At 70.1% G+C, this 25498-nt stretch carries 19 protein-coding genes; 8 read left to right on the forward strand and 11 right to left on the reverse strand.

The genetic code is table 11. The features are described 5' to 3' along the window. Nucleotide 1: 1 nt before the first annotated feature. Nucleotides 2-1042, reverse strand: coding sequence for an isopenicillin N synthase family oxygenase (locus A5655_RS07755; RefSeq protein WP_067007718.1), 1041 nt, complete (start codon nt 1040-1042; stop codon nt 2-4). A 190-nt stretch (nt 1043-1232) separates the two neighbouring features. Between A5655_RS07755 and A5655_RS07760 the strand changes: the two genes are divergently transcribed. After that, nucleotides 1233-3068, forward strand: coding sequence for an acyl-CoA dehydrogenase (locus A5655_RS07760; RefSeq protein ID WP_067007721.1), 1836 nt, complete (start codon nt 1233-1235; stop codon nt 3066-3068). 294 nt (nt 3069-3362) lie between these two features. On the opposite strand, the gene A5655_RS07765 is transcribed toward A5655_RS07760, so the two are convergent. Continuing rightward, nucleotides 3363-4676, reverse strand: coding sequence for an acetyl-CoA C-acetyltransferase (locus A5655_RS07765; protein WP_067007723.1), 1314 nt, complete (start codon nt 4674-4676; stop codon nt 3363-3365). A 150-nt stretch (nt 4677-4826) separates the two neighbouring features. Here A5655_RS07765 and A5655_RS07770 point away from each other — a divergent pair, with 150 nt between their 5' ends. Together A5655_RS07770 and A5655_RS07775 are read left to right on the forward strand one after the other, a co-directional pair. Further along, nucleotides 4827-6203 carry a 3-oxoacyl-ACP reductase gene (locus A5655_RS07770; RefSeq protein WP_067007909.1) on the forward strand — a complete coding sequence of 459 codons (1377 nt, stop codon included), beginning with the start codon at nt 4827-4829 and terminating at the stop codon, nt 6201-6203. Further along, nucleotides 6203-7048 carry a MaoC/PaaZ C-terminal domain-containing protein gene (locus tag A5655_RS07775; protein WP_067007726.1) on the forward strand — a complete coding sequence of 282 codons (846 nt, stop codon included), beginning with the start codon at nt 6203-6205 and terminating at the stop codon, nt 7046-7048. Before A5655_RS07770 ends, A5655_RS07775 begins: the two co-directional genes overlap by 1 nt. On the opposite strand, the gene A5655_RS07780 is transcribed toward A5655_RS07775, so the two are convergent. Genes A5655_RS07780 through A5655_RS07790 form a run of 3 tightly spaced genes read right to left on the reverse strand, consistent with a single transcriptional unit; the run spans nt 7045 to nt 10139 of the window. Further along, nucleotides 7045-8304: a chloride channel protein gene (locus tag A5655_RS07780; protein WP_067007728.1), complete on the reverse strand. Its 1260-nt coding sequence runs from the start codon at nt 8302-8304 to the stop codon at nt 7045-7047. The two genes, A5655_RS07775 and A5655_RS07780, sit on opposite strands and share 4 nt — an antisense overlap. Nucleotides 8305-8320: 16 nt before the next feature. Next, nucleotides 8321-8938 (reverse strand): TetR/AcrR family transcriptional regulator, encoded by a 618-nt coding sequence (locus A5655_RS07785; protein ID WP_067007732.1) that lies wholly within the window; start codon nt 8936-8938, stop codon nt 8321-8323. A gap of 55 nt (nt 8939-8993) precedes the next feature. Next, nucleotides 8994-10139, reverse strand: coding sequence for a glycoside hydrolase family 3 N-terminal domain-containing protein (locus A5655_RS07790; RefSeq protein ID WP_067007735.1), 1146 nt, complete (start codon nt 10137-10139; stop codon nt 8994-8996). Between the two features lie 98 nt (nt 10140-10237). On the opposite strand from A5655_RS07790, the gene A5655_RS07795 reads away from it, so the two are divergent. The 4 genes from A5655_RS07795 to A5655_RS07810 all read left to right on the forward strand — a co-directional run bounded on the left by A5655_RS07795 (nt 10238) and on the right by A5655_RS07810 (nt 16432). Then, the gene (locus A5655_RS07795; protein WP_067007738.1) at nt 10238-10438 is read left to right on the forward strand and encodes a DUF2613 family protein; all 201 of its coding nucleotides are present in this window, start codon (nt 10238-10240) and stop codon (nt 10436-10438) included. Nucleotides 10439-10513: 75 nt separating this feature from the next. Next, nucleotides 10514-10687 (forward strand): DUF2613 domain-containing protein, encoded by a 174-nt coding sequence (locus A5655_RS07800; RefSeq protein WP_065443914.1) that lies wholly within the window; start codon nt 10514-10516, stop codon nt 10685-10687. A 67-nt stretch (nt 10688-10754) separates the two neighbouring features. After that, nucleotides 10755-14927: an alpha-(1->3)-arabinofuranosyltransferase gene (locus tag A5655_RS07805; RefSeq protein WP_156764759.1), complete on the forward strand. Its 4173-nt coding sequence runs from the start codon at nt 10755-10757 to the stop codon at nt 14925-14927. 56 nt (nt 14928-14983) lie between these two features. Then, nucleotides 14984-16432, forward strand: a complete 1449-nt coding sequence (locus A5655_RS07810) for a lipase maturation factor family protein (protein WP_067007741.1) — start codon at nt 14984-14986, stop codon at nt 16430-16432. Nucleotides 16433-16439: 7 nt separating this feature from the next. Here the strand turns inward: A5655_RS07810 and A5655_RS07815 are convergent, their stop codons facing one another. Both A5655_RS07815 and A5655_RS07820 read right to left on the reverse strand, forming a co-directional pair. Next, nucleotides 16440-17951 (reverse strand): HNH endonuclease signature motif containing protein, encoded by a 1512-nt coding sequence (locus tag A5655_RS07815; RefSeq protein WP_067007744.1) that lies wholly within the window; start codon nt 17949-17951, stop codon nt 16440-16442. 40 nt (nt 17952-17991) lie between these two features. Next, the gene (locus A5655_RS07820) at nt 17992-19638 is read right to left on the reverse strand and encodes an acetolactate synthase large subunit (RefSeq protein ID WP_067007748.1); all 1647 of its coding nucleotides are present in this window, start codon (nt 19636-19638) and stop codon (nt 17992-17994) included. Nucleotides 19639-19717: 79 nt separating this feature from the next. On the opposite strand from A5655_RS07820, the gene A5655_RS07825 reads away from it, so the two are divergent. Next, nucleotides 19718-21094: an NADP-dependent succinic semialdehyde dehydrogenase gene (locus A5655_RS07825; RefSeq protein WP_067007751.1), complete on the forward strand. Its 1377-nt coding sequence runs from the start codon at nt 19718-19720 to the stop codon at nt 21092-21094. A gap of 2 nt (nt 21095-21096) precedes the next feature. Here A5655_RS07825 and A5655_RS07830 read toward each other — a convergent pair whose 3' ends face one another. From A5655_RS07830 to A5655_RS07845, 4 genes are all read right to left on the reverse strand, one after another. Then, nucleotides 21097-22038 carry a R2-like ligand-binding oxidase gene (locus tag A5655_RS07830; RefSeq protein WP_067007754.1) on the reverse strand — a complete coding sequence of 314 codons (942 nt, stop codon included), beginning with the start codon at nt 22036-22038 and terminating at the stop codon, nt 21097-21099. After that, nucleotides 22035-22721 carry a TetR/AcrR family transcriptional regulator gene (locus tag A5655_RS07835; protein WP_067007757.1) on the reverse strand — a complete coding sequence of 229 codons (687 nt, stop codon included), beginning with the start codon at nt 22719-22721 and terminating at the stop codon, nt 22035-22037. Before A5655_RS07835 ends, A5655_RS07830 begins: the two co-directional genes overlap by 4 nt. A 76-nt stretch (nt 22722-22797) precedes the next feature. Further along, nucleotides 22798-24495 carry an acyl-CoA dehydrogenase family protein gene (locus A5655_RS07840; protein ID WP_067007760.1) on the reverse strand — a complete coding sequence of 566 codons (1698 nt, stop codon included), beginning with the start codon at nt 24493-24495 and terminating at the stop codon, nt 22798-22800. A 50-nt stretch (nt 24496-24545) separates the two neighbouring features. After that, complete coding sequence (locus tag A5655_RS07845) at nt 24546-25451, reverse strand: hypothetical protein (RefSeq protein WP_067007763.1); 906 nt, start codon at nt 25449-25451, stop codon at nt 24546-24548. Nucleotides 25452-25498: the final 47 nt, after the last annotated feature.

Consider the following 25498-nt stretch of genomic DNA (forward strand, 5'->3'; position numbering starts at 1 on the left):
GTCATTCGCCCCTTGCTCCGGGAACGGAATTCTCGCCCCCGACCCTACCTACCGAATATCCGTGGGCTGAAGCCACATCCGGGTGCGCGCGCAATCGGCTCTTCCATGCGTTGCGGCCGTAGACGGAGAAGATCGGGTCCGACGGGTCGTCCGATCCGTCGGCGCGGTCCGCCAGGTCGTCGGGCAGCGTCAGCACCGGGATCTGGGCATCCAGTCGGGGGTTGAAGAAGTAGGGCACCGAAATGCGCTCCTCGGCGGGGCCGTCCAGGTTCACCCGGTGCTCGGTGGCCCGCAGGTAGCCGCCGGTGGCCACCTCGAGCAGCTCGCCGATGTTGACGATGAACGCGCCCGGCACCGGCGGCACGTCGATCCAGCCCGCCTGGCCGCCCCGCGCCCGGCGCACCTGCAGGCCGTGGCTGCCCGGCTCCGCGAGCAGCAGCGTGAGCACCCCGGCGTCGCGGTGCGCGCCCACGCCCTGCGGGCCGGCCGCGCGGGCGGGGTAGCGGATGATCTTGATCAGCGTGGCCGGCGCGTCGGCGAACGCGGCGTCGAACGCGTCCGGCGGGCTGCCCAGTGACGCCGCCCAGTGCCCGAGCAGGGTGCGGGCCACCGCGGAAAGCGCGGCATCCCACTCGGCGACGATCCCGGGCAACTCGGGCAGGGCCGTCGGCCACTGATTCGAGCCCTGCAACCACAGGTAGTCCGGCCGGCCGGGGCCGCCGATCGGGGGGCGCTCCGGGCCGAGGTCGAGCTGCTCGCGCCAGTCCACCCGGCCCCGGGTGAGCTCGCCGCCCAGCCGGGTATAGCCGCGGAAATGCGGACTGCGCACCATCGCGATCGCGTTCTTGTCGGCCTGCGGCAGCGCGAACAACCGGCGCGCCGCGCCGAGCATCCGGGCGGCGAGCTCGTCGGGCACGTGGTGGCCGATCAAATAGAAGAAGCCGACCTCGTGGGCGGCCTCGCGCAGCCCCTCCCGCAGGGCCTCCGGGGCGGCCCGTAGGTCCACCACGGGCAGGGTTGTGACGCGCCTCACGTCCGTCATTGCTCAATCATCTCCGCAGGTCAGGCGCGAAAAGGTGGACTCCCCAACCGGTTGGTTAGTTAGACGGTGGAATCTAGCTCACACTCGCTTGCTTCGCCGACAATAACGGTTATATTTTAGGGCAGTTACTGGTGGGTAACTTAGACCTAGTACCCAACCACAAGTGGCATTCTCAACGAGGAGGAACGTAGTGAGCCACTACAAGAGCAACGTCCGTGACCAGGTGTTCAACCTGTTCGAGGTTTTCGGCGTTGACAAGGCATTAGGCCAGGGCGAGTACAGCGACCTCGACGTCGACACCGCCCAGGAAATGCTGTCCGAGATCAGCCGTCTGGCCGAGGGACCGGTCGCGGAGTCGTTCGTCGAGGGCGACCGCAACCCGCCGGTCTTCGACCCCGAGACCCACTCCGTGACGCTGCCGGAATCCTTCAAGGAGTCCGTCCGCGCCGTCACCGAGGCCGGTTGGGACAAGGCGGGCATCGACGAGGCGCTCGGCGGCATGCCGATGCCGAAGGCGCTGCTGTGGGCGCTGCACGAGCACATCCTGGGCGCCAACCCCGCCGTGTGGATGTACGGCGGCGGCGCCGGGTTCGCCAACATCCTCTACCACCTCGGCACCGAGGAGCAGAAGAAGTGGGCCGTGCTGGCCGCCGAGCGCGGCTGGGGTTCGACGATGGTGCTGACCGAGCCGGACGCCGGTTCGGACGTCGGTGCCGGCCGCACCAAGGCGGTCCAGCAGGAGGACGGCTCCTGGCACATCGACGGCGTGAAGCGCTTCATCACCTCGGGTGACTCCGGCGACCTGTTCGAGAACATCTTCCACCTGGTGCTCGCCCGCCCCGAGGGCGCGGGCCCGGGCACCAAGGGGCTGTCGCTGTTCTTCGTGCCCAAGTTCCTGTTCGACTTCGAGACCGGCGAGCTGGGCGAGCGCAATGGCGTCTTCGTCACCAACGTCGAGCACAAGATGGGCCTCAAGGTCTCGGCGACCTGTGAGCTCTCGCTCGGCCAGCACGGCGTGCCCGCCAAGGGCTGGCTCGTCGGCGAGGTGCACAACGGCATCGCGCAGATGTTCGACGTCATCGAGCAGGCCCGCATGATGGTCGGCACCAAGGCGATCGCCACGCTGTCCACGGGCTACCTCAACGCGCTCGAGTACGCCAAGTCCCGCGTGCAGGGCGCCGACATGACCCAGATGACCGACAAGACCGCGCCGCGGGTGACCATCACGCACCACCCCGACGTCCGCCGGTCGCTGATGACCCAGAAGGCCTACGCCGAGGGTCTGCGCGCGCTGTACCTGTTCACCGCGACCTACCAGGACGCGGCGGTCGCCGCGGCGCTGCACGGTGTGGACGCCGAGCTGGCCGTCAAGGTCAACGACCTGATGCTGCCGGTCGTCAAGGGTGTGGGCTCCGAGCAGGCGTACGCCAAGCTCACCGAGAGCCTGCAAACCTTGGGCGGGTCCGGCTTCCTGCAGGACTACCCGATCGAGCAGTACATCCGTGACGCGAAGATCGACTCGCTCTACGAGGGCACCACGGCCATCCAGGCGCAGGACTTCTTCTTCCGCAAGATCGTCCGCGACAAGGGTGTGGCGCTGGCCCACGTGTCCGGGGAGATCCAGAAGTTCGTCGACAGCGAGTCCGGCAACGGGCGGCTCAAGACCGAGCGCGAGCTGCTCGGCAAGGCGCTGACCGACGTGCAGGCCATGGCGGCCACCCTGACCGGCTACCTGATGGCCGCGCAGGAGGACGTCACCAGCCTCTACAAGGTGGGCCTGGGCTCGGTGCGCTTCCTGATGAGCGTCGGCGACCTGGTCATCGGCTGGTTGCTGCAGCGTCAGGCCGCGGTTGCGGTGGCGGCGCTGGACGCCGGCGCCACCGGCGCCGAGCGGTCCTTCTACGAGGGCAAAATCGCGGTGGCATCGTTCTTCGCGAAGAACTTCCTGCCCCTGCTGGCCAGCACCCGCGAGGTCATCGAGACGCTGGACAACGACATCATGGAGCTCGACGAGGCGGCGTTCTAGGCCCGCCTGGCTGAACGAACAAGGTCCCCCGCTTCCACGTTGAAGCGGGGGACCTTGGGTTTTTGGGCGGGACAAGCAAAAAAGACCGCCGCTGGATCCCCTCACTCCAGCGGCGGCCCTTTTCGCCCCCCCGTGCGCGACCGGCGGTCGATTCCAGGGATGCCCCGTATTGCCGTCGGGGTCGGGGGGTCAGACCACAACACGGGGCTATCCGGACGTTCGGATACCCAAGAGCCCCGGTTCGTAACCGACTGTGACCGAAATCATTCGCGCCCCGATGTTCGGGGCCCGCGGTCAGGCCTCCAGGATCGCGGCCACACCCTGGCCGCCGGCGGCGCAGATGGAGATCAGCGCCCGAAGGGTCCCGCCGCCCTTCTGCTCGGCCTTCTTCTCGGCCAGCTGCTTGGCGGCCTGCGCCAGGATCCGCCCGCCGGTGGCCGCGAACGGATGGCCGGCGGCCAACGACGACCCGTTCACGTTGAGCTTGGATCGATCGATCGACCCGAGCGCGGCGTCGAGCCCCAGCCGCTCCTTGCAGTACTCCTCGGATTCCCACGCCTGCAGGTGCGCCAGCACCACCGACGCGAACGCCTCGTGGATCTCGTAGAAATCGAAGTCCTGCAGGCTCAGGCCGTTCCTGGCCAGCAGGCGGGGCACCGCGTACGTCGGCGCCATCAGCAGCCCGTCGCGCCCGTTGACGTAGTCCACCGCGGCGGTCTCCGCGTCCACCAGGTAGGCCAGCGGGGTCAGCGAGCGGGCAGCCGCCCACTCCTCGCTGGCCAGCAGCGCGACCGACGCGCCGTCGGTCAGCGGGGTGGAGTTGCCGGCCGTCATCGTCGCGTCGCCGTTCTTCACCCCGAAGACGGGGCGCAGCGTCGCCAGCTTCTCGGTGCTGGCGTTGGCGCGCAGGTTGTCGTCCCGGTAGAGCCCGAGGAACGGCGTGACGAGGTCGTCGAAGAAGCCCCGGTCGTAGGCGGCGGCCATGTTGCGGTGGCTGGCGACGGCCAGCGCGTCCTGGTCGACGCGTTTGATGCCCATCTGCTTGGTGGTGATGGCGGCGTGCTCGCCCATCGACAACCCGGTGCGCGGCTCGCTGTTGGCGGGGATCTCGATCCCCAGCGTGGCGGGCAGCGTGCCCACCAGCTTGAGCCGTTGCAGGTTCGACTTGGATCGGCGCAGCTTGAGCAGCTGACGGCGCAGGTTGTCGCCCAGGCCGATCGGCGGGTCGGAGGTGGTGTCCACCCCGCCGGCGGCGGCCACCTCGTAGCGCCCGGAGGCGACGCCGTCGGCCGCGGCGATCGCGGCCTGCAGCCCCGTCCCGCACGCCTGCTGAACGTCGAACGCTGGCGTGTACGACGACAGCTCGGAGCCCAGCACGCATTCGCGGGTCAGGTTGAAGTCGCGGCTGTGCTTGAGCACGGCGCCGCCGACGACCACGCCCAGCCGCTCGCCGCCCAGCCCGAACCGGTCCACCAGCCCGTCCAGGGCGGCGGTGAACATGTCCTGGTTGGACGCCTCGGCGTACGCGCCGTCCGACCTCGCGAACGGGATGCGATTGCCGCCCAGTACCGCGACAGGTCGCCTGGTCTTAGAACTCGCAGGGGCCACTTTTCTCTCCGTGCATCTCCGGGTACATCACTTTTTGAACCGGCCGTTGTTCGCCATAGTACCCACTGTTCTTACTCTGAAGTAAGTTCGTCCCGATACGGTTGGCCGATAACGGGCACTCCCCAACCGAACGACATGGAAGGCAGCTCAGTGGCTCCAAAAGGCTCGTCCGATCTGTTCTCGCAGGTGGTCAACTCCGGCCCCGGATCGTTTCTGGCAAAGCAACTCGGCATTCCGCAGCCCGAGACGCTTCGCCGGTACCGCCCCGGCGAGCCGCCGCTGGCCGGGTCCCTGCTGATCGGGGGTCCCCAAGACCAGCCGGGCAGGGTGGCCGAGCCGCTGCGCGCGGCCCTGCACTCCGACTACGACGTGGTGGGCGCCAACCTGGGCGGCCGCTGGGCCGACAAGTTCGCCGGGCTGGTGTTCGACGCCACCGGCATCACCACGCCGGCCGGGCTCAAGTGCCTCTACGAGTTCTTCACCCCGGTGCTGCGCAACCTGGGCCACAACGCGCGCGTCGTGGTCGTCGGAACCACGCCCGACGCGGCCGCCGGCACCGACGAGCGCATCGCGCAGCGCGCGCTGGAGGGCTTCACCCGGTCGCTGGGCAAGGAGCTGCGCAACGGGTCCACCGCGCAGCTGGTGTACCTGTCGCCGCACGCCAAACCCGCCGCCACCGGCCTGGAATCCACGATGCGGTTCATCCTGTCCGGCAAGTCCGCCTACGTCGACGGCCAGGTCTTCTACGTCGGCGAAGCCGACTCCACCCCGCCGGCCGACTGGGAACGGCCGCTGGACGGCAAGGTCGCGATCGTGACCGGCGCCGCCCGCGGCATCGGCGCCTGCATCGCCGAGGTGTTCGCCCGCGACGGCGCCCGCGTCGTCGCCATCGACGTCGAGTCGGCCGCCGAAACCCTGGCCGAGACCGCCAGCCGGGTCGGCGGCACCCCGTTGTGGCTGGACGTGACGGCCGACGATGCCGTCGACAAGATCACCGAGCACCTGCACGACCACTACTCCGGACACGCCGACGTCCTGGTCAACAACGCCGGCATCACCCGCGACAAGCTGCTGGCCAACATGGACGACGCGCGCTGGGACGCCGTGCTGGCCGTCAATCTGCTTGCCCCGCAACGGCTTACCGAAGGCCTGATCGGCAACGGCAGCATCGGGGACGGGGGCCGGGTGATCGGCCTGTCGTCGATGGCCGGCATCGCGGGCAACCGCGGGCAGACCAACTACGCCACCACCAAGGCCGGCATGATCGGCCTCACCCAGGCGCTGGCCCCGGGACTCTACGAGAAGGGCATCACGATCAACGCGGTCGCGCCGGGCTTCATCGAAACCCAGATGACCGCGGCGATCCCGCTGGCCACCCGCGAGGTCGGCCGCCGGATGAACTCGCTGCTGCAGGGCGGGCAGCCCGTCGACGTCGCCGAGACGATCGCCTACTTCGCCAGCCCGGCGTCAAACGCGGTGACCGGCAACGTCATTCGGGTCTGTGGCCAGGCGATGTTGGGGGCATGATGAATCAGCCGAGCGGTTTGCGAAACATGCTGCGCGCGGCGGCCGGGGCGCTGCCGCTGCTACCCCGCTCCGACCAATTGCCCAGCCGCACGGTGACGGTCGACGAACTGCCGATCGACCAGACCAACGTCGCCGAGTACGCGGGCGTCACCGGCCTGCGCTACGGCAACCACGTGCCGCTGACCTACCCCTTCGCGTTGACCTTTCCCGCCATGATGTCGCTGGTTACCGGCTTCGACTTTCCCTTTGCCGCAATGGGATCGGTGCACACCGAAAACCGCATCACCCAGTACCGCCCGATCGCGGTGACCGACACGGTCGGCGTGCGGGTGCACGCGGAGAACCTGCGCGAACACCGCAAGGGCCTGCTGGTGGATCTGGTGACCGACGTCAGCGTGGGCAACGACGTCGCGTGGCACCAGGTGACCACCTTCCTGCACCAGCAACGCACCAGCCTGTCCGACGAGCCCAAACCGCCGCCGCAGAAGCAGCCGAAACTGCCCCCGCCGAGCACCGTGCTGCGGATCAGCCCCGGCCAGATCCGCCGCTACGCCGCCGTCGGCGGCGACCACAACCCGATCCACACCAACCCGATCGCCGCCAAATTGTTCGGCTTCCCGAGCGTCATCGCGCACGGGATGTTCAGCGCCGCAGCGGTTTTGGCGAACATCGAGGCCCGGATTCCCGACGCGGCGCAGTACGCGGTGCGGTTCGGCAAGCCGCTGGTGCTGCCCGGCACGGCGGGGCTGTACATCGATCAGGGCGACGACGGCGGCTGGGATCTTTCGCTGCGCAACGTCGCGAAGGGATACCCCTATCTGACCGGCAGCGTGCGGGCCCTCTAGCCCGTCCGCGCCGGCCTGCGGCCGATCGCGAGCACCTTCAATCCGTATGCGCCGCAGGCGGTCAGCAGGAACACACCGAACAGCCACAACGGCGGGTGGGCCAGCTCCCAGACGAAGATCGCCGCCCAGATCGGCGATCCCTGGGTCACCGCGAGCACCCCGGCGGCCCCGGCCAGCGAGACCGCCGGCGTGTGCAGGTGCGTCCCGGCCGCCCAATTGACGATCAGCACCAGGGCGGATCCCGCGGCCGCACCGGTGGCCAGCGAGGGCGTCAACATTCCGCCCGCCCCGCCGGCGCGCAGGAACAGGGCGGTCAACAGCGGCTTCAACACCAGGATGACCAGGGCCGCCGACAGCGTCATGCGGCTGGCGAGGCTGACGGTCAGGATGCTGCGGCCGTTGCCGGGCAACTCCGGCCACCAATGCGAACAGACGCCCATCACCAAACCCGCGGCCGCCAGCGCCGGGATCAGCACCCACGAACGCCTCTCACGGGCCGGCCGCGCCGCCGCCATCAGCCGCTTGAACGCCAGTCCCACCGCAAGGGCCACCGGCGCCAGGATCAGCCCGTGCGCGGTCAGCAGATACGACGATTCCGTGCTGGGCCAGGCCAGGCTCGGCTGATCGTGCGTCTCGGCCGAGCAGATCGCGACGGCCAGGCTCGACGTGAGTAAGGCCGCGCCCACCGCCCGTGGGTGCCAGGTGTTCAGCATGATCCGCACGGCGAACAGCGCGCCCGCTAGCGGAACGGCGTAGACGGCGCCGAGCCCCGCCCCGGCCGCGCACGCCAGCAGGACCTCGCGGTCCCGGCTGGACAGCCGCCTCAGCCATGCGGTGGCGAAATCACCCAGGGCCGCGGCGAATTGGCGCGGGGCACCCTCGCGGCCCAGGGACGCGCCGGATCCGACCAGCAGCACCTGCAACGCCGCGTCGATGCTCCACGCCAGCCGCGGGATCGGCTCGCGGCGGGCGATGGTCTGGGCCAGCGGCGGCACCGGGGTGCGGCGCCGCAGGATCCACCACCCCAACCCCGCCAGCGCGCCGCCGACCACCGGCCCCAGCGCGCGGCGGACCGGGCTGCTGCCGGTGATCCCGGTCAGCAGCGTGCCGAAACTGTAGTGGTAGGTGACGTGCTCGACGAACCGCAGCACTTCCGTCGTCGCCAACCCGGCGACCCCGGCCAGCAGCCCGACGATGACTACGGCGCAAAAGAAGTCGAGGTTGCGCCGGGGAGGCACTCGAGGCGGAGGGGCCACCCCACGAATGTAGGGGCTAGCCGGCCGCGGCGGCTTCGCGATCCTCCGGCGTGCCGCGCAGGCCGTGCCAGAACAGGTCGATCATCAGCTCGGCCGCCTCGTCGACGCCGAGTTCGCCGCTGGACAGCCGGTTGGCCATCGCCTCACCCGCGCCGACCAGCGCCACCGCCATCATCTGGTACTCGGCGTCCGACCGCGCGGTGCGACTGCCGGCCCGCATCAGCTCGGCCACCAGCTCGATGATCTGCTCGCGTCCCTCGCGCACGGTGTGCGCGAACGCCTGCGAGCTGATGGCCTGCGTGTACATCACGATCCAGGACGCGCGGTTGGAGTCGATGTAACGCATGAACGACCCGATGGCGTTGCCCAGCAAGTCCTTTGGGCTCTGATCGAAGTTGATGTCGGCGCGCACCCCTTCGATGAACCGCCCCAGCTCGCGGTCCAGGCAGGCGCCGAACAGGTCCTCCTTGGAGCCGTAATACAGGTACAGCATCGGCTTGGAGATCTGCGCCTCGGCGGCGATGGCGTCCATCGACGTCTCGTGATACCCGTTGACGGAGAACATCTGCACGGCGGCGTCGAGCATCTGCTGCTCGCGGACAGCACGCGGTAACCGCTTGGTACCACCCGCCATCGCTGTTGCCTCTCTAGCCTGCTATCTGGCTACAGGGTAACGAGGATGCGGCGCATTAGTGGCCACATGTTCGATTGACGCCCTTCATCGTCGCCACCCGCACCAGCGACGCGTCGACCGCCGGCATCGGCAGCTCGCCCCCCGCCACCGCCTTTTCCAGCCGGTCCAGGACCGCGGGCGCCTCTTCGATGCTGACCCACAGCGCGACGTCGGTACCGGCCTGCAGCGCGCGCAGCACGGCCTCCGCCACGCCGTACCGATCGGAGATCGCGGCCATGCTGGACAGGTCGTCGCTGAACACCGGGCCGTTGAAGGGCGGGGCGCCGTAGCCGGTGCCGTCGCGCAGCAACTGCACCGCGGCCCGGCTCAGGCTGGCGGGGTCGTCGCCGGTCAGCCCGGGGACTTGCAGGTGACCGATCATGACTGCGACGGGGAGCTGCGTCAGTAGTGTCCGATAGGGCACGAGGTCGTCGGTCTGCAGGTCGCTCAGCGGCGGCGTGACGACGCCGCCCTTGTGTGAATCGCCCGAGCCATGTCCGTGGCCGGGGAAATGCTTGAGCACCGGCAGCAGCCCGGCGTCGCGCAGGCCCTGCGCGTAGGCCCCGGCGTAGGCGGTGACGGTGTTCGGGTCCGCGCCGAACGAGCGGTCCCCGATCACGCCGTCCGGGGCGTCGGTGACGTCGACCACCGGGGCGAAGTCGACGGTGATGCCCAGGTCGCGCATCTTTTTGCCGCGCTCCACTTCGAGGTCGTGGACCTGCTGGGGCGACTGGGTCTGCGCCAGCTGCCGGGCCGACGGGGCCGTCCCGATCAGCGACTTCAACCGCGACACCCGGCCGCCTTCTTCGTCGACGCCGACCGCCAGCGGCAGCGGCCCCGCGCTGTGGGCGACCTCGGCCAGCCCGCCCTTGAATATCGAGAGGTCCGTCCAGCCGCCGATGATGATCCCGCCGACGTGGCTCTCGTTGACGACGGTTCGGGCTTCGTCGGCGTTCCGCACGCCCACCATCAGCAGTTGTGCCAGCTTGTCGCGGGTCGACAGGGCGGCCGGGACGGCCGTCGGGTCGGCGCACACCGGCGGCGCGGGGGCGGCCGCCGGCTTGCTCGACGAGGCCGCCGGGGGATGCGCGCCGTGATGACCGCAGCCGGCGACCAGCGCTGTTGCGGCGACGAGCACGGCCAGGGTCCGGGGGAAGGGCATCGGGCCATGTTGTCACGGCGGGCGTTTCGTCCCTGCCGCCAGGGGCATCGGCGGTAGGTTGGCAACGAGCTTTTGACTGGCAGGGAGGGGAGCCAGCGATGGCCGGGTTTTCGTGGGCGGCGGCCGCAAGCATCGCGGCGGGGCTGATGATCGGCGCCGCGGCGACCGTCGGCGTGACGCTCGAGGTCGAAGACCACAAGGCGGCGCCGGTACAGACCGCACCGCAGCAGCCCGCCGGGCCGTACCTGGTGAGTTACGGCTCCCGCTGCTGGCGTGGCCATTGCATTCCGTGGCCGTGACTCGCGGGCCCGGCCGGCGGCGGCCGTTCTGCTAGGTTGGCGCTAGGTCCCCCGCAAAACTTCAGGAGCCGTTTCATGAACCGGATCATCGCGCCCGCCGCCGCGAGCGTCGTGGTTGGTCTGTTGCTGGGCGCGGCCGCGATCTTCGGGATCACCTTGATGGTGCAGCAGGACACGAAGCCGCCACTCCCCGGGGGCGATCCGCAGTCGTCAGTGCTCAACCGGGTCGAGTACGGCAACCGTAGCTAGCCCGGCGAGGACTCGGGCCGAAGCGTCGGCCTCATGCTCGTCGGCCGCGCCGCTTTCCCGCCGATGGTTGCTGGTGGTCGGCGCCGTCGCGCTGGCGCTGACGTTCGCGCAGTCGCCCGGACAGGTCTCCCCCGACACCAAGCTCGACCTCACCGCCAACCCGCTACGGTTCCTGGCCCGCGCCACGAACCTGTGGAACAGCGAACTGCCGTTCGGCCAGGCGCAGAACCAGGCCTACGGCTACCTGTTCCCGCACGGCACCTTCTTCCTGGTCGGCCACGCGCTCGGCGTCCCGGGCTGGATCACCCAGCGGCTGTGGTGGGCGCTGCTGCTCAGCATCGGTTTTTGGGGGCTGCTGCGGGTGGCCGAGACGCTGGGCATCGGCAGCCCGACGTCCAGGGTGATCGGCGCTCTGGCGTTCGCGCTGGCGCCGCGGGTGCTGACCACGCTCGGATCGATCTCGTCGGAGACGTTGCCGATGATGCTGGCGCCGTGGGTGTTGTTGCCGACGATCCTGGCCCTGCGGGCGTCGACGGTCAGATCCGTGCGGGCGCTGGCCGCGCAGGCCGGGCTGGCCGTCGCGCTGATGGGCGCGGTCAACGCCATCGCCACGCTGGCCGGCTGCCTGCCCGCGGTGATCTGGTGGGCGTGCCACCGGCCGAACCGGTTGTGGTGGCGCTACACGGCGTGGTGGGCGCTGGCGCTGGGCCTGGCCACGCTGTGGTGGGTGGTGGCGCTGGTCTGCCTGCGCCACGTCAGCCCCCCGTTCCTGGACTTCATCGAGTCCTCCGGGGTGACGACGCAGTGGTCGTCGCTGACCGAGATCCTGCGCGGCACCGACTCCTGGACCCCTTTCGTGGCGCCGACCGCCACCGCCGGCGCGCCCCTGGTGACCGGGTCGGCGGCCGTGCTGGCCACCTGCCTGGTCGCGGCGGCGGGGCTGGCCGGCCTGGCCGGCCCGGGGATGCCGGCGCGGGGGCGGCTGGTGACGATGCTGCTGGTCGGCGTGGTCTTGATGGCCGTCGGCTACGGCGGCGGCCTGGGATCACCTGTCGCCCACCAGGTGCAGGCGTTCATGGACGCCGCCGGCGCGCCGCTGCGCAACGTGCACAAGCTGGGACCGGTGATCCGGATCCCGGTGGCGCTGGGCGTCGCTCAGCTGCTGGGCCGGGTCGCGCTGCCCGGCAGCGCGCCACGCCCGGCGTGGCTGCGCGCGTTCGCCCATCCCGAGCGCGACAAGCGGGCCGCCGTGGCGATCGTGGCCCTGACGGCGCTGATGGTCAGCACCTCGCTGGCGTGGACCGGCCGGCTCGCCCCGCCGGGCACGTTCGGCGCGATCCCCGCGTACTGGCACCAGGCCGCCGACTGGCTCGACGAACACAACACGGGCACACCGGTTCCCGGGCGGGTGCTGGTGGTCCCGGGGGCGCCGTTCGCAACCCAGGCGTGGGGCACCACCCATGACGAGCCGCTGCAGGTGCTCGGCGGCAGCCCGTGGGGCGTGCGCGACTCGATCCCGTTGACCCCGCCGCAGACCATCCGCGCGCTGGATTCGGTGCAACGCCTGTTCGCGTCCGGGCAGCCCTCGGCCGGCCTGGCCGATACCCTTGCCCGCCAAGGTATTTCGTATGTCGTGCTGCGCAACGACCTGGATCCCGAGGCGTCGCGCTCTGCGCGCCCCATCCTGGTGCACCGCGCGATCGCTGGCTCGCCGGGACTGCAGAAGGTGGCGCAGTTCGGCGCTCCGGTGGGGCCCGGCACGCTGGCGGGTTTCGTCTCCGACGGCGGGCTGCGGCCGCGCTACCCGGCGGTGGAGATCTACCGGGTGGCGGGTGCCGTCGACCCCGGCGCGCCGTACTTCGTCGACGCCGACGGGGTGGCCCGTGTCGACGGCGGCCCCGAGGTATTGCTGCGCCTGGACGAGCGGCGACGGCTGCTGGGCCGGCCGCCGCTGGGCCCGGCGCTGATAACGTCCGACGCCCGCGGTGCCGGCCTGCCCGCGCCCCTCGTGACGGTCACCGACACCCCGGTGGCCCGCGAGACCGACTACGGCCGCGTCGACCAGCATTCGTCGGCCGTCCGGGCGGCCGGCGACGCCCGACACACCTTCAACCGGGTGCCCGACTATCCGGTCCCGGGCGCCGACACGGTGTTCGGGGCCTGGAACGGCGGGCGCATCACGGTGTCGAGCTCGTCGTCGGACTCCACCGCCATGCCCGACGTCGCGCCAGCGACCTCCCCCGCCGCGGCCGTCGACGGCGATTCCGGGACGGCGTGGGTGTCCAACGCGCTGCAAGCCGCCGTCGGGCAGTGGCTGCGGGTGGACTTCGACCACCCGGTGAGCAACGGCTCGATCACCATCACGCCCAGCGCGACCGCCGTCGGCGCCCAGGTCCGCCGCATCCTGATCGAGACCGCCAACGGCAGCACCACCCTGCGGTTCGACGAGCCCGGCAAGCCGCTCGCGACGGCGCTGCCCTACGGCGAAACCCCATGGCTGCGGGTCACCGCCGCCGGCACCGACGACGGCTCCCCCGGCGTGCAGTTCGGCATCACCGACCTGTCGATCACCCAGTACGACGCGTCCGGCTTCGCGCACCCGGTCAGCCTGCGGCACACCGTTTCCGTGCCCGGGCCGCCGCCGGGCGCGGCGGTCGCCGCCTGGGACCTGGGTTCGGAATTGCTCGGCAGGCCGGGCTGCGCGGCGGCGCCCGACGGCGTGCGCTGCGCGGCGTCGATGGCGCTGGCGCCGGAAGAGCCGGTCAACTTCAGCCGCACCCTGACCGTCGCGGCCCCGGTGTCGGTGACGCCGACGGTGTGGGTGCGGCCACGGCAGGGGCCCAAACTGGCCGACCTGGTCGCCGAGCCGAATACCACTCGGGCCCAAGGCGATTCCGACGTGGTGGACATCCTCGGCTCCGCGTTCGCCGCCACCGACGGCGACCCGGCCACCGCGTGGACCGCACCCCAGCGGGTGGTTCAGCACAAATCCCCGCCGACGCTGACCGTCACCCTGCCGCGGGCCACCGAGGTCGCCGGGCTGCGCGTGGTGCCCAGCTCCTCGACGCTGCCCGCGCACCCGAGGATGGTGGCCGTCAACCTGGGCGACGGCCCGCAGGTCCGCGAGTTGAAACCGGGTGAGCCGCAAACGCTTTCGCTCAGGCCGCGGGTGACCGACACCGTCAGCATCAGCCTGCTCGACTGGGAAGACGTGATCGACCGAAACGCCCTGGGGTTCGATCAGCTCAAGCCGCCCGGCCTGGCCGAGGTCGCGGTGCTCGGGGCCGACGGCAACCCGATCGCGCCCGCCGACGCCGCCCGCAACCGCTCACGCGAGATCACCGTCGGCTGCGACCGCGGCCCGGTCATCGCGGTCGCCGGCCGGTTCGTGCACACCTCGATCCGCACCACCGCCGGCGCGCTGCTGGACGGCGAACCGGTCGCGGCGCAGCCCTGCGAACCCGAGCCGATCGCGCTGCCGGCCGGCCAGCAGGAGCTGCTGATCAGCCCCGGCGCCCAGTTCGTCGTGGACGGGGCCCGGCTGTCGACACCGGCCGAACTCGCCGGCGCCTCGCCGGTTCGCGCCCAGACCACAGCGTGGGGTCCGGGCCGCCGCGAGGTGCGGGCGCCCGCGTCGCCCGCCGCGCGGCTGCTGGTCATCCCGGAGAGCATCAACCCCGGCTGGGTGGCGCGCACCGGCAGCGGGGCCCGCTTGACGCCGGTCGCGGTCAACGGGTGGCAGCAGGGCTGGGTGGTGCCGGCCGGGGATCCGGGAACCATCACGTTGACCTTCGCTTCGAACTCGCTGTACCGAGCTGGCCTGGCGGTGGGGCTGGCGTTGCTGCCGCTGCTGGCCGCGCTCGCCTTATGGCGCCGGCGCGGGCGCGCCGACGACCCGCCCGCCCGGCCGTGGGCGCCGGGGCCCTGGGCGGCGGTCGGCGTGCTGGCCGCCGGGGCGCTCATCGCGGGCGTGGCGGGGCTGGTCGTGGCCGGCGCCCCCCTGGGCCTGCGGTATGCGCTGCGCCACCGGCGGCGCTGGGGAGACACCGCGGCCGTGGCGCTGAGCGCCGGCGGGCTGATCCTGGCCGGGGCGGTGCTCTCGCGGCATCCCTGGCGCTCGGTCGACGGATACGCCGGGCATGCGGCGAATGTGCAACTGCTGGCGCTGATTTCGCTTGCGGTGCTCGCCGCTTCGGTGGTGACGCTGCCCCGACGGGAGCCGCGTCCGCGCGACGAATGACTTTTGGCCGTTGGCTAGCGGTTTCCGCGCTGCTTGACTGGTAATACGTGACGACCATGGATTGGTTTTCGGCACCCGAATACTGGCTGGGCCGGATGGTCCTGCAGCGGGGCGTCGCGGCCATCTACCTGATCGCGTTCGTCGCGGCCGCACTGCAATTCCGCGCGCTCATCGGCGAACACGGAATGCTGCCGGTGCCGCGATTCCTGGCCAGGCAGACGTTTTGGCGCGCGCCGAGCCTTTTTCATCTGCGCTATTCCGACCGACTGTTCGCGACGGTGGCCTGGCTGGGCGCGGCGCTGGCTGCGGCGATCGTCGCCGGCGCGGCCGACCTGGCGCCGGTGTGGGCCGCGATGCTGGCGTGGCTGGCGCTGTGGGCGCTTTACCTTTCGATCGTCAACGTCGGCCAGACCTGGTACGGGTTCGGCTGGGAGTCGCTGCTGCTGGAGGCGGGATTCCTGATGATCTTCCTCGGCAACGACCGGGTGGCCCCGCCGGTGCTGACGCTGTGGATGGCGCGGCTGCTGCTGTTTCGGGTCGAGTTCGGCGCCGGGCTGATCAAGATGCGCGGCGACCCGTGCTGGCGCGACCTGACCTGCCTGTACTACCACCACGAGACGCAGCCGATGCCGGGGCCGCTGAGCTGGTTCTTCCACCACCTGCCCAGGCCGCTGCACCGTGTCGAGGTGGCGGGCAACCATTTCGCCCAGCTGATCGTGCCGTTCGGGTTGTTCGCGCCGCAGCCGGTGGCCAGCGTGGCCGGGGCGGTCGTCGTTGTCACCCAGCTGTGGCTGGTGGCCTCCGGCAACTTCGCCTGGCTCAACTGGGTGACGATCATGCTGGCGTTCAGCGCCATCGACGACTCCGCTTTCAGGGTGCTGCTTTCCCTGCCCGCGCACCCGGCCTGCCCGGGGACGCCGCTGTGGTTCGCCGGCGTGGTGATGGCGTTCAGCGCCGCGGTGCTGTTCATGAGCTACTGGCCGGTGCGCAACATGCTCTCGCCGCGTCAGCGAATGAACATGTCCTTCAACCCATTTCACCTGGTGAACACGTACGGAGCCTTCGGCAGCATCGGACGCATCCGCCGCGAGGTGGTGATCGAGGGCACCGACGGCTCGCCAATCACCGACGAAACGGTTTGGCAGGAATACGAATTCAAGGGCAAGCCCGGCGGCCTGCGCCGGCTGCCGCGGCAGTGGGCGCCGTATCACCTGCGCCTGGACTGGCTGATGTGGTTCGCCGCCATCTCGCCCGGCTACGCGCAGCCCTGGCTGAAACCGTTCATGCAGCGGCTGCTGCGCAACGACCGGCCGACGCTGCGCCTGTTGCGGCGCAATCCCTTCCCCGACGCGCCGCCGCGGTACGTGCGCGCGCAGCTCTACGAGTACCGGTTCACGACGTGGCGCGAGCTGCGGCGCGAGCGGGCATGGTGGCATCGGACGCTGATCGGTCAGTACGTGCGGCCCATGACGCTGGAAAAAGCGCAGTCTCCGCGGGGAGCTTAGCCCGGCGTCAAAACGGCGGGGGGTCGTCGTCGTCTTGGGGCGGGGCGGGTCCAAAGTAACTTGGGCGTCGGGCTTTTCGGGCCAGACGGGCGTCGCGGTTGTGGCGGCGTTCGGTGGCGACGCGTGCGGCGCGGTCTTGCGCGCGGGTGCGCCGGCGTTTGGGCATCATGGCGGTGCGCTCGAGGCAGTAGTCGGGCGGCGGGTCGGCCTCGGGTGTGGGCACCCCACCGACCGAATAGCACAAACTCGGGAACAACAGCGCGCTGCCCGGGGTCGTCACGTAGGTTTGGCCGGCCGGGGAGGTCAGGATCAGGGTGCCATCGGCGAGTTGCTTTTCGGTCCAGCCGAAGAAGGTTTTGATCAAATGGTGGGTTCTGCAGTAGCACTTGAGGTTTGACGCGTGCGTGCGCCCGCCCTGGCTGTAGGGGATCGTATGATCCAGATCGCAGCCGATGGCCGGGGCATCGCAGCCCGGCCAACGACACGTCAAATCCCGGCACCGCACGAAGTCGGCCAACGCCTTCGACGGCACATAACCGTCCTCCGGCGGCGCGTCGCCGGGGTGGATCAACGGCACCCGCTTGGCCGACTTCGCGAGTTCGACCAGCAATTCCGGCGGGATCAGCCCGTCGGCACCCACCTCCGAGGCCGGCGCGCCGCTGCGCCCATCGAGCGTGTCCTGCTCGGCGATCACATGGATCACCACCGGCGACGCGGCGGGCCTTGTCCCCGCGGCGCAGTCGGGGCGCCCGCAGCGACAGCCCAGCCGATCGGCCCCGGCGGCCAGCGCGCCCAGCGCATCGGCGCGGCGCTGCTCTCGGGTGCGCGGGTCGTGTGGGCACACGGTGGCCGCCAACGCATTCAGCCGCTTGTCCAGGGCGTGGGCATCCGGGGACAACAGGACACCACCGATCTCGGCCCGGCCGTCCTGATCCGGCCCGATCCACACCTCCCGATCACGCTGGGCCTTCGCGCGCCGGCGCACCGCATCCACGTCAGCCTTGGCGACAATCTTGTCCACCTGGGCGCTCAGCCGGCCCCGGCTCATCGAGGGCCAGCGCGCCACATTGGCCGCCAACCGCGCATCCACGGCCGCCAGCACGTCGGGATCCTCGATCAGATCCGTGCGGTACACGATCGTCTGAAACATCCCATAATCGATATCCCCGGCGGCAAAGACCTCCGCCACGTTGGGGAGCCGTTCGCGCATCGCCCGCGCATAGCGCACCCGGCTGGCCGCCAGCCCCTGGCCAATCCGCAACGCCGCACCCACCTCGGCGGCCACCGCCTCCATCGTGTCGATCGCCCAGTCCTCGGTCTCCGAACAGCGCGAAAGCCGGTAGGCGAACAACCGCCCGATGCGGTCCAGCTGGGTGGCGGCGGCCCGGTTCTCCGCCCGCGCCGCCGCGCAGATCTCCCCGATCAACGCGGCCGACTCCGCCGTCGTCGACGGATAGCGCCGCTCGATCATCTCGTCGAACCGGGCCATCACCTCGGCCTGCGCGGTTTCATCGAACATGTGTTCGAGTATAGCGCGGCCCGGCGACAAACTTTCGCGACTACAGGGTCTCGTCCAGCTCACCGAGCCGGTCGGTCAGGCGCAGGTTCTCGGCGTAGTCGACCGGGCAAGCGATCAGCGACACCCCGTCGTCCGCCAGCGCGGCCTTCAGCGTCGGCAACAGCTCGTCGGCGCTGCTGATCCGATACCCCTTGGCGCCGAAGCTTTCCGCATATTTCACGATGTCGGGGTTGCCGAATTTCACGTAGTGGTGCTCGCCGAGTTCGAGGTCCATCTTCCACTCGATCAGGCCGTAGCCGCCGTCCTCCCAGATCAGCACGACGAGCGGGATCCGCTCGCGCACCGCGGTCTCGATCTCCTGGGAGTTCATCAGGAACGCCCCGTCGCCGACGACGGCCAGCACCTTGGAGTCCGGGCGGGCCAACTTGACGCCGAGCGCCCCGGGCAGCGCAAAGCTCATGGTGGACAGGCCATTTGAGATCAGGCAGGTGTTCCGCTCGTACGTCGGGTAGAGCCGCGCCATCCACATCTTGGTGGCGCCGGTGTCGACGAGCACCACGTCGCTGCGGCCCAGCGCCTCGCGGGTGTCGGCCACCAACCGCGCGGGCGCCAGCGGGTAGCGCGAATCCTGTTGTCCCCGAGCGAATTCCTCGGCCAGCAGTCCCGACCCCGGCACGTCGGCGGCGTGCTCGAAGCGGTGACCGGCCAGCGCGTCGGTGAGCGCGTTCAGCGAATCGCTTATGTCGCCGATGATCCCGACGTCGACCGAGTAGTGCGCGTCGACCTCGGCCGGGAAGCGATGCACGTGGATGATCTTCTTGTCGGCTTGCGGGTTGATCCGCACGGGATCGAACTCCTGCAGCTCGTAGCCGACGGCGATGACGGCGTCGGCGTTGTCGAACCCGAAGTTGACGTAGTCGTGCCGCATGAACCCCAGCGTCCCGATGCTGTTGGGGTGGTCGTCGGGCATCACGCCCTTGCCGTGGAACGTGTTGGCCACCTGGATGCCGAACTCCTCGGAGAAGCGGACCAGGGCCTTGGTCGCGTCGGCGCGCGCGGCGCCGTGCCCGGCCAGCAGCACCGGCCGCTTCGCCTGGCGCAGGATGTCGACGGCGCGCGCGACCTGACGGGGCGCGGGCGCGTCCGGACGAACGACGTTGCGGGGCAACGGCGCGAGGTCGTAGTCGTCTTCGTCGGCGTCGATGTGCTCGGGCACCGCGAGGTAGACCGCGGCCGGGCGTTCGGCCTCGGCGACCTTGAACGCCTTGCGGACCATCTCGGGGATCGCGCGGGGGGTCGGGATGCCCGCGGCCCACCGCGTGATCGGGGCGAACATCGACACCAGGTCGACGTACTGGTGCGATTCCTTGTATTCGCGGTCCTGGCCCACCTGGGCCGAGATCGCCACCATCGGGGTGCTGTTGGTGGTGGCGTCGGCGACGCCGAGTTGCATGTTGATGGCGCCCGGGCCCAGGGTCGCCGACACCACCGCCGCCCGGCCGGTGACGCGGCCGTACATCTCCGCCATGAACGACGCCGCCTGCTCGTGCCGGGTCAGCACGTACCGGATGCTCGAGGAGGCCAGCGCCTGCACGAACCGGATGTTCTCCTCGCCGGGCACCCCGAACACGACGGAAACACCCTCGTTCTCCAGGCACTTCACGATCAGCTGAGCGGCTTTACTCATCCGGCACCTCCCTTGGGGGAACGATAGTGGCAGGCTGGTTGTTGGACCTCTTACCAACCCCGAAGCGAAGGATCTCAGCGTGCCCATCGCCACGATCAACCCGGCTACCGGCGAGACAGTAAAAACCTTCACCCCCGCAACCGACGAGGAAGTCGACGCCGCCATCGCGCGCGCCTACGCCCGGTTCCAGGACTACCGCCATAACACCACCTTTGCCCAGCGCGCGGAGTGGGCAAACGCCACCGCCGACCTGCTGGAAAAGGAGGCCGACGACGTCGCGGCGATGATGACCCTCGAGATGGGCAAGACCCTGAAGTCGGCCAAGGCCGAAGCGCTCAAGTGCGCCAAGGGTTTTCGCTACTACGCCGAGCACGCCGAGCAGCTGCTGGCCGACGAGCCGGCCGACGCGGCGAAGGTCGGCGCGAAGAAGGCCTACATCCGCTACCAACCGCTCGGCGTGGTGCTGGCCGTCATGCCGTGGAACTTCCCGCTGTGGCAGGCCGTGCGGTTCGCCGCGCCGGCGCTGATGGCCGGCAACGTCGGCATCCTCAAGCACGCGTCGAACGTGCCGCAGTCGGCGCTGTACCTCGCAGACGTCATCGCCCGCGGCGGCTTCCCGGAGGGCTGTTTCCAGACGCTGCTGGTTCCGTCCGGCGCCGTCGAGCGCATCCTGCGCGACCCCCGCGTCGCGGCGGCCACCCTGACCGGCAGCGAGCCGGCCGGCCAATCGGTGGGCGCGATCGCCGGCGACGAGATCAAGCCCACGGTGCTCGAGCTCGGCGGCAGCGACCCGTTCATCGTGATGCCGTCGGCGGACCTCGACGAGGCCGTCAAGACGGCGGTCACCGCGCGGGTGCAGAACAACGGCCAGTCCTGCATCGCCGCCAAGCGGTTCATCGTGCACACCGACATCTACGAGACCTTCGTCGACAAGTTCGTCGAAAAGATGGAAGCCCTGAAGGTCGGCGACCCGACCGACCCGGACACTGACGTGGGCCCGCTGGCCACCGAGTCGGGCCGCGACGAGATCGCCAAGCAGGTCGAGGACGCGGCCGCGGCCGGGGCGGTGATCCGCTGCGGCGGAAAGACTCCCGACCGCCCGGGCTGGTTCTACCCGCCGACGGTGGTCACCGAGATCACCAAGGACATGGCGCTCTACACCGAGGAGGTGTTCGGCCCGGTCGCCTCCATGTACCGCGCAAAGGACATCGACGAGGCCATCGAGATCGCCAACGCCACCACCTTCGGGCTGGGGTCCAACGCCTGGACCAACGACGAGGCCGAGCAGCAGCGCTTCATCGACGACATCGAGGCCGGCCAGGTGTTCGTCAACGGGATGACCGTGTCCTACCCCGAGCTGGGGTTCGGCGGCGTCAAGCGGTCGGGCTACGGGCGCGAGCTCGCGGGCCTCGGGATCCGCGAGTTCTGCAACGCCAAGACGGTCTGGGTCGGGTAGGCCTAGGCCGACGCGCCCGCCAGCGCCCGCTCGTCCTCGTCGGCGAAGGTGTCCTCCAGCTGCACCGGCGAGTAGTCGAGGTCGATCTCGGCGACCGGGCGGCCCCGCGCGCTGTTGATCGTGCCGAACCGCCGCATGCCCTTGTCGGCGGCGTAGGCCATGAACTCGTCCACCGAAAGGCCGAAGGGCATCGGGTCGTACAGCGAGAAGCCCTCTTCGATGAGGCGCAGCCCGAGCGGCATCAGCTCGTTCATGCGCGTCTCGAAGACGTCCCAATTGGCGTCGTCAGCGGCGACGTGGCGCCGGCAGGTGAAGGTGCCCCACGCCATGTGGCGTCGTTCGTCGTCGCCGATGCGCCGGACCAATTCCTGCATGCCGGGCAGGATGCCGCGCTCGACGCAGATCTTGTGCCAGCCGAAGTACCCGGTCAGCGCCAGCATGCCCTCGACCATGTGGTTGTAGGTGACGGACGCCCGGACCTGGGCGGCCGGGGACGGGTCGCTCGACAGGGCGTTGAGGCAGGCCGGCAACTCCTCGTAGAAGATCGTTCGGTACGTGGGGATGTCGTCGAGGTAGGCGTGCAGGTCGGCGGCGATGCCGACGGCGTCGAGCCACATGCGGAACACCTGCACGTGCTTGGCTTCCTCGAACGCGAACTGCGTCAGGTACATCTCGTCGCCGAGGCGGCCTTCGGCGCGCATCGCGGCCATGAACGGCTGGATGTCCTCGGTCACCGCCTCCTCCCCGGCGATGAACTCGGCGCAGAGCCGGGTGGCGTAGTGGCGTTCGTCCTCCGTCAGTTGCTCCCAGTCCGCGCGGTCGCGCGAGAAGTCGATGTCGGCGGGATTCCAGAACTTCGCGTTGCCGCCGGCGAAGAGCCGCAGCGGCAGGCTGTCCCAGTTGAGTCCGCCCGCGACCATCGAGCCCGAGTGTGTGCGTGTCATGTGACCTCCTCAGATCGTTTCGGCTCGGGGGCGACGGCCGCGTTCGCCGAGAACGCCGCCGCCAGGACCGCGACCAGCCGGCGCACCGCCAGCGCGGGCTGCTCCGGCGTGGGCTCGTCGAGCCCGAGAACCGGGTCCAGGCCGCGCATGTAGGGGGCCAGCGCCAGGTGCGGAAAGATCAAGAGCAGCAACGACAACAGCGCGTCGGTGTCCGAATCGGCGCGCAGGTCGCCGCGCCGCTGCGCGTCGCGGACCAGTGGCCGCATCACTTCCAGGTAGTGACGGTGAATGACGTTCTGCACGCTGACGCGGGCCTCGGTGTCGACTTCGAGAGTGGCCGCGGCGTGCAGCGCGCGTTCGTGCGGATGGTCGGCGAAGTAGGCGACCCACGCGTCGAGCCAGTCGGTCAGGAAGTCGAAGAAGGGCCGGCTCGGGTCCAGCTCGCGGATGCGGTCCTCCATGTAGGCGCGCACCCGTTGGCTGGCGACGTCGGCGACGAACGCGTAGAGGTCGCGTTTGTCCGCGAAGTACTGGAACAGGCTGCCCTTGGCGACCCCGGCGCGCCGCGCGATGACGTTGAGGCTGCCGCGGGAGAACCCGTGCGCCCCGAACTCGTCTTCCGCGGCTTCGATGATCGCGGCGCGGCGGGCGGGGTCCACGCGCGCCCATGTCACCGTCGGCATTGCGGCCTCCTAGCGTCGATGACCACTGGTCATTCTACGGTGAGCTAGCTCACAGTCAAGGCTCGGGGCCGCGGACCTACGGCCGCATCTGGTAGGCGCCGCTGAGCGGAAGGACGTGTTCCTTCCAGATCTGGTCGTAGCGCGCGGGGTCGTGCACCGGGCGACGGATCATCCGCATCGCGAACCGGGCCTGTTCGTCGGTCGTCGCCGGCTTGTCGCCGAGTTCCACGGCGTAGCCGTTGAAGTCGCGCACCAGCACGGCGAAGATCTCGTCGATCACGGCGTCGTCCATCCCGGACAGCGGGGCCTCTTCCAGGATGAGCTGGGCGTAGGGCACCGTGGCGAACAGCTGGCCCACGCCGAAGGCGAAGTCAATGTCCTTCTGCTGCACGGCATCCGGTGTGGCGCTGGCCAGCATCTCGGCGAGCACGTCGACCTGCTCGCGCAGCAGCGCGACGTTGGGCAGGTGCCGGAAGGCGTCGAACGGGGTGCGCCAGTCTCCGAACCGCACCTTGCCCAGGCCGCCGGTCGGCCCCTGGGCGAACAGGAACGTGTCGTCGGCGGCGTCGTCGCGGCGGGATATCACGGGCAGGTCGGCGTTCGGGGCGAACAGGAAGTTCGGCATGAACTTGGCGAGCAGCCCGATGTTGATGTGGACCGTGCCCTCCAGGCGGGGCAGCAGGCCGATCTCGCGGGTGACGGCCTCGAAAAAGGTGTCCTTCTCAACGCCTTTGGCGGCGATGACGTCCCACATCGCGGTGATGACGCGCTCCCCCTCGCTGGTGATCTTCGCCTTGGTGAGCGGGCTGTAGAGCAGGTAGCGGCGGTCGGCCGCCGACGCGCTGCGCATGTAGTCGCAGGCGCGGGTGGCGACGAGCTTCATCGCGATCAGCCGCAGGTAGGCGTCGGTGAGCAGCCGCCGCACGTGGGTGAAGTCGGTGACGACGGTGCCGTACAGGACCCGGTTGGACGCGTGGGTGACCGCCTCGTACATGGCGTGGGTGCACATGCCGATGGCGCCCCAGCCCAGGTTGTACTTGCAGACGTTGACGGTGTTCAGGGCGGCGTGGAAGGCGTCCGGGCCGCGGTGCAACATGTCCGCCTCGGTGACGGGGTAGTCGCGCAGCGCGTAGTTCGCGACGAAGTTCTGCGAGTTCACCACGTTCTTGATGAGCTCGTACCGGTCGTGCTGGGAGTCGGCGGCGAAGAACACGTACTCGTCGGTGCCGGCGATCTTGCCGAACGTGGAGACCATCCGCGCCACATTGGCGTTGCCGATGTAGTACTTCTCGCCGCTGGCCGTCCAGCCGTGTTCCGACGGCGTCAGGATCATGTCGGTCTGGTAGACGTCGGCGCCGTGGGTGCGCTCGGACAGCCCGAAGGCGAACACCTCGCCGGTCTCCAGCTGGGCGGCGGCCTTGCGCTTCGCGTCCTCGTTGTCGCTCATCCAGATCGGCCCCAGGCCCAGGGCGGTGACCTGGAACGGGTACCAGTAGCTCAGCCCGTAAAAGCCCACGATCTCGGCGAATTCGCTGATCCGGTAGGTGTCCCAGCGGCAGTCGTCCGCCCCGTATGCGGACGGAGTCAGCAGCGAGGCGAAGATGCGCTCGCGCCCGACGTGATCCAGAAAGTCGGAATACCAGACCCGGTTGTGGTCGTCGGCCTTCAGCCGCGCCTTGCCGCGGGACTCGAAGAAGTCGACCGTCGCGGCCATGATCTCCCCCGAGCGGCGGTCCGGATACCGGCGTTGCAGGCGGTTGGGATTGAGCAACATCGCATGACTCCCAGGGTTGCGATCAGAACGAGGGTGACGGTACGCCATTGCTAGCGGATCGAGGAAGCTCTCGCCGGTTGCTGCCGGGTGGTGAGTATCGCGAGGCTGGCCGGCACGATCAGCAACCCGAGCAGCAGCGCGGGCCAGCTCACCGCTTGACCGGCCGCCATCTCGACGAACAGCGCGATGGCCGGTATCAATGCCAGCGCCCCGGTCACCAAAACCGGCGCCAGCTGCTGAATTGCGTACTGGATCAAGAAGAATGGCACCACCAAGGACGCGAACGCGGCCGCGATCGAGACGCCCAACGGCAGCGCGGGCGCGGCGAGCGGTCCGCCCGGGACCAGGATCAGCAGGGCCGCGGCGGCCACCACCAGCGTCGCGTAATAGCGGTGCGCCATCACCTGCCAGACACCGACCCCGGCGGCGCCCAGACCGCGGGAAACGATGGCCACCCCGCCGGCGGCGGCGCCGTCGACGACGCCCAGCGCCGCCGCGACCAGCAACGCCGCGATGCCGCCGGGATCCGACCCCGCGAGCGCGGCCACCAGCGCTGCGCCCAGCGCGACCAGCAGGCAGACGGCCAGCCATTGGGCGCGGCCCGGGCGCGTCGGGGCGTGGCCGCGGCGGGCCTGACGGGCCGACCAGGCCGTCACCGCCAGGGGGGCGAACGAGGCCCCCAGGGTGAAGACGACGACCGCGCTGTAGACGGCCAGCCCCAGGAAGAAGGAGACGAACGTGACCGCGGTCCACAGGTTCAGCCAGGCGAAGCTTCGGGTGGCGGGCACCCGCGCCGCCGGGTTGCGGCGGGCCGCAACGGCTCCCAGCACGGTCGAGCCGGCCGCGGCGATCGCCAGGATCAGCAGGCTGTCCGCCACGTTGATCATGGACAACCCCAGCAGGGCGGTGATCACCGCGTGCAGGCCGTTGCCGGTGATCAGGGCGAGCCAGGGCATCAGATCACCCCGCCGGTCGCCGAAAGCATGGCTCAACAGTGCCGGCG

This window comes from Mycobacterium sp. 1081908.1 (assembly GCF_001673535.1).
In the GTDB taxonomy this organism is placed as follows: domain Bacteria; phylum Actinomycetota; class Actinomycetes; order Mycobacteriales; family Mycobacteriaceae; genus Mycobacterium.

Excerpts from the sequence above, each read along its gene's own strand:
- A5655_RS07755 (WP_067007718.1), bottom strand. The coding sequence starts at position 1,042 with ATGACGGACGTGAGGCGCGTCACAACCCTGCCCGTGGTGGACCTACGG.
- A5655_RS07775 (WP_067007726.1), top strand. The coding sequence starts at position 6,203 with ATGAATCAGCCGAGCGGTTTGCGAAACATGCTGCGCGCGGCGGCCGGG.
- A5655_RS07785 (WP_067007732.1), bottom strand. The coding sequence starts at position 8,938 with ATGGCGGGTGGTACCAAGCGGTTACCGCGTGCTGTCCGCGAGCAGCAG.
- A5655_RS07790 (WP_067007735.1), bottom strand. The coding sequence starts at position 10,139 with ATGCCCTTCCCCCGGACCCTGGCCGTGCTCGTCGCCGCAACAGCGCTG.
- A5655_RS07795 (WP_067007738.1), top strand. The coding sequence starts at position 10,238 with ATGGCCGGGTTTTCGTGGGCGGCGGCCGCAAGCATCGCGGCGGGGCTG.
- A5655_RS07800 (WP_065443914.1), top strand. The coding sequence starts at position 10,514 with ATGAACCGGATCATCGCGCCCGCCGCCGCGAGCGTCGTGGTTGGTCTG.
- A5655_RS07810 (WP_067007741.1), top strand. The coding sequence starts at position 14,984 with ATGGATTGGTTTTCGGCACCCGAATACTGGCTGGGCCGGATGGTCCTG.
- A5655_RS07815 (WP_067007744.1), bottom strand. The coding sequence starts at position 17,951 with ATGTTCGATGAAACCGCGCAGGCCGAGGTGATGGCCCGGTTCGACGAG.
- A5655_RS07820 (WP_067007748.1), bottom strand. The coding sequence starts at position 19,638 with ATGAGTAAAGCCGCTCAGCTGATCGTGAAGTGCCTGGAGAACGAGGGT.
- A5655_RS07830 (WP_067007754.1), bottom strand. The coding sequence starts at position 22,038 with ATGACACGCACACACTCGGGCTCGATGGTCGCGGGCGGACTCAACTGG.
- A5655_RS07835 (WP_067007757.1), bottom strand. The coding sequence starts at position 22,721 with ATGCCGACGGTGACATGGGCGCGCGTGGACCCCGCCCGCCGCGCCGCG.
- A5655_RS07840 (WP_067007760.1), bottom strand. The coding sequence starts at position 24,495 with ATGTTGCTCAATCCCAACCGCCTGCAACGCCGGTATCCGGACCGCCGC.
- A5655_RS07845 (WP_067007763.1), bottom strand. The coding sequence starts at position 25,451 with ATGCCCTGGCTCGCCCTGATCACCGGCAACGGCCTGCACGCGGTGATC.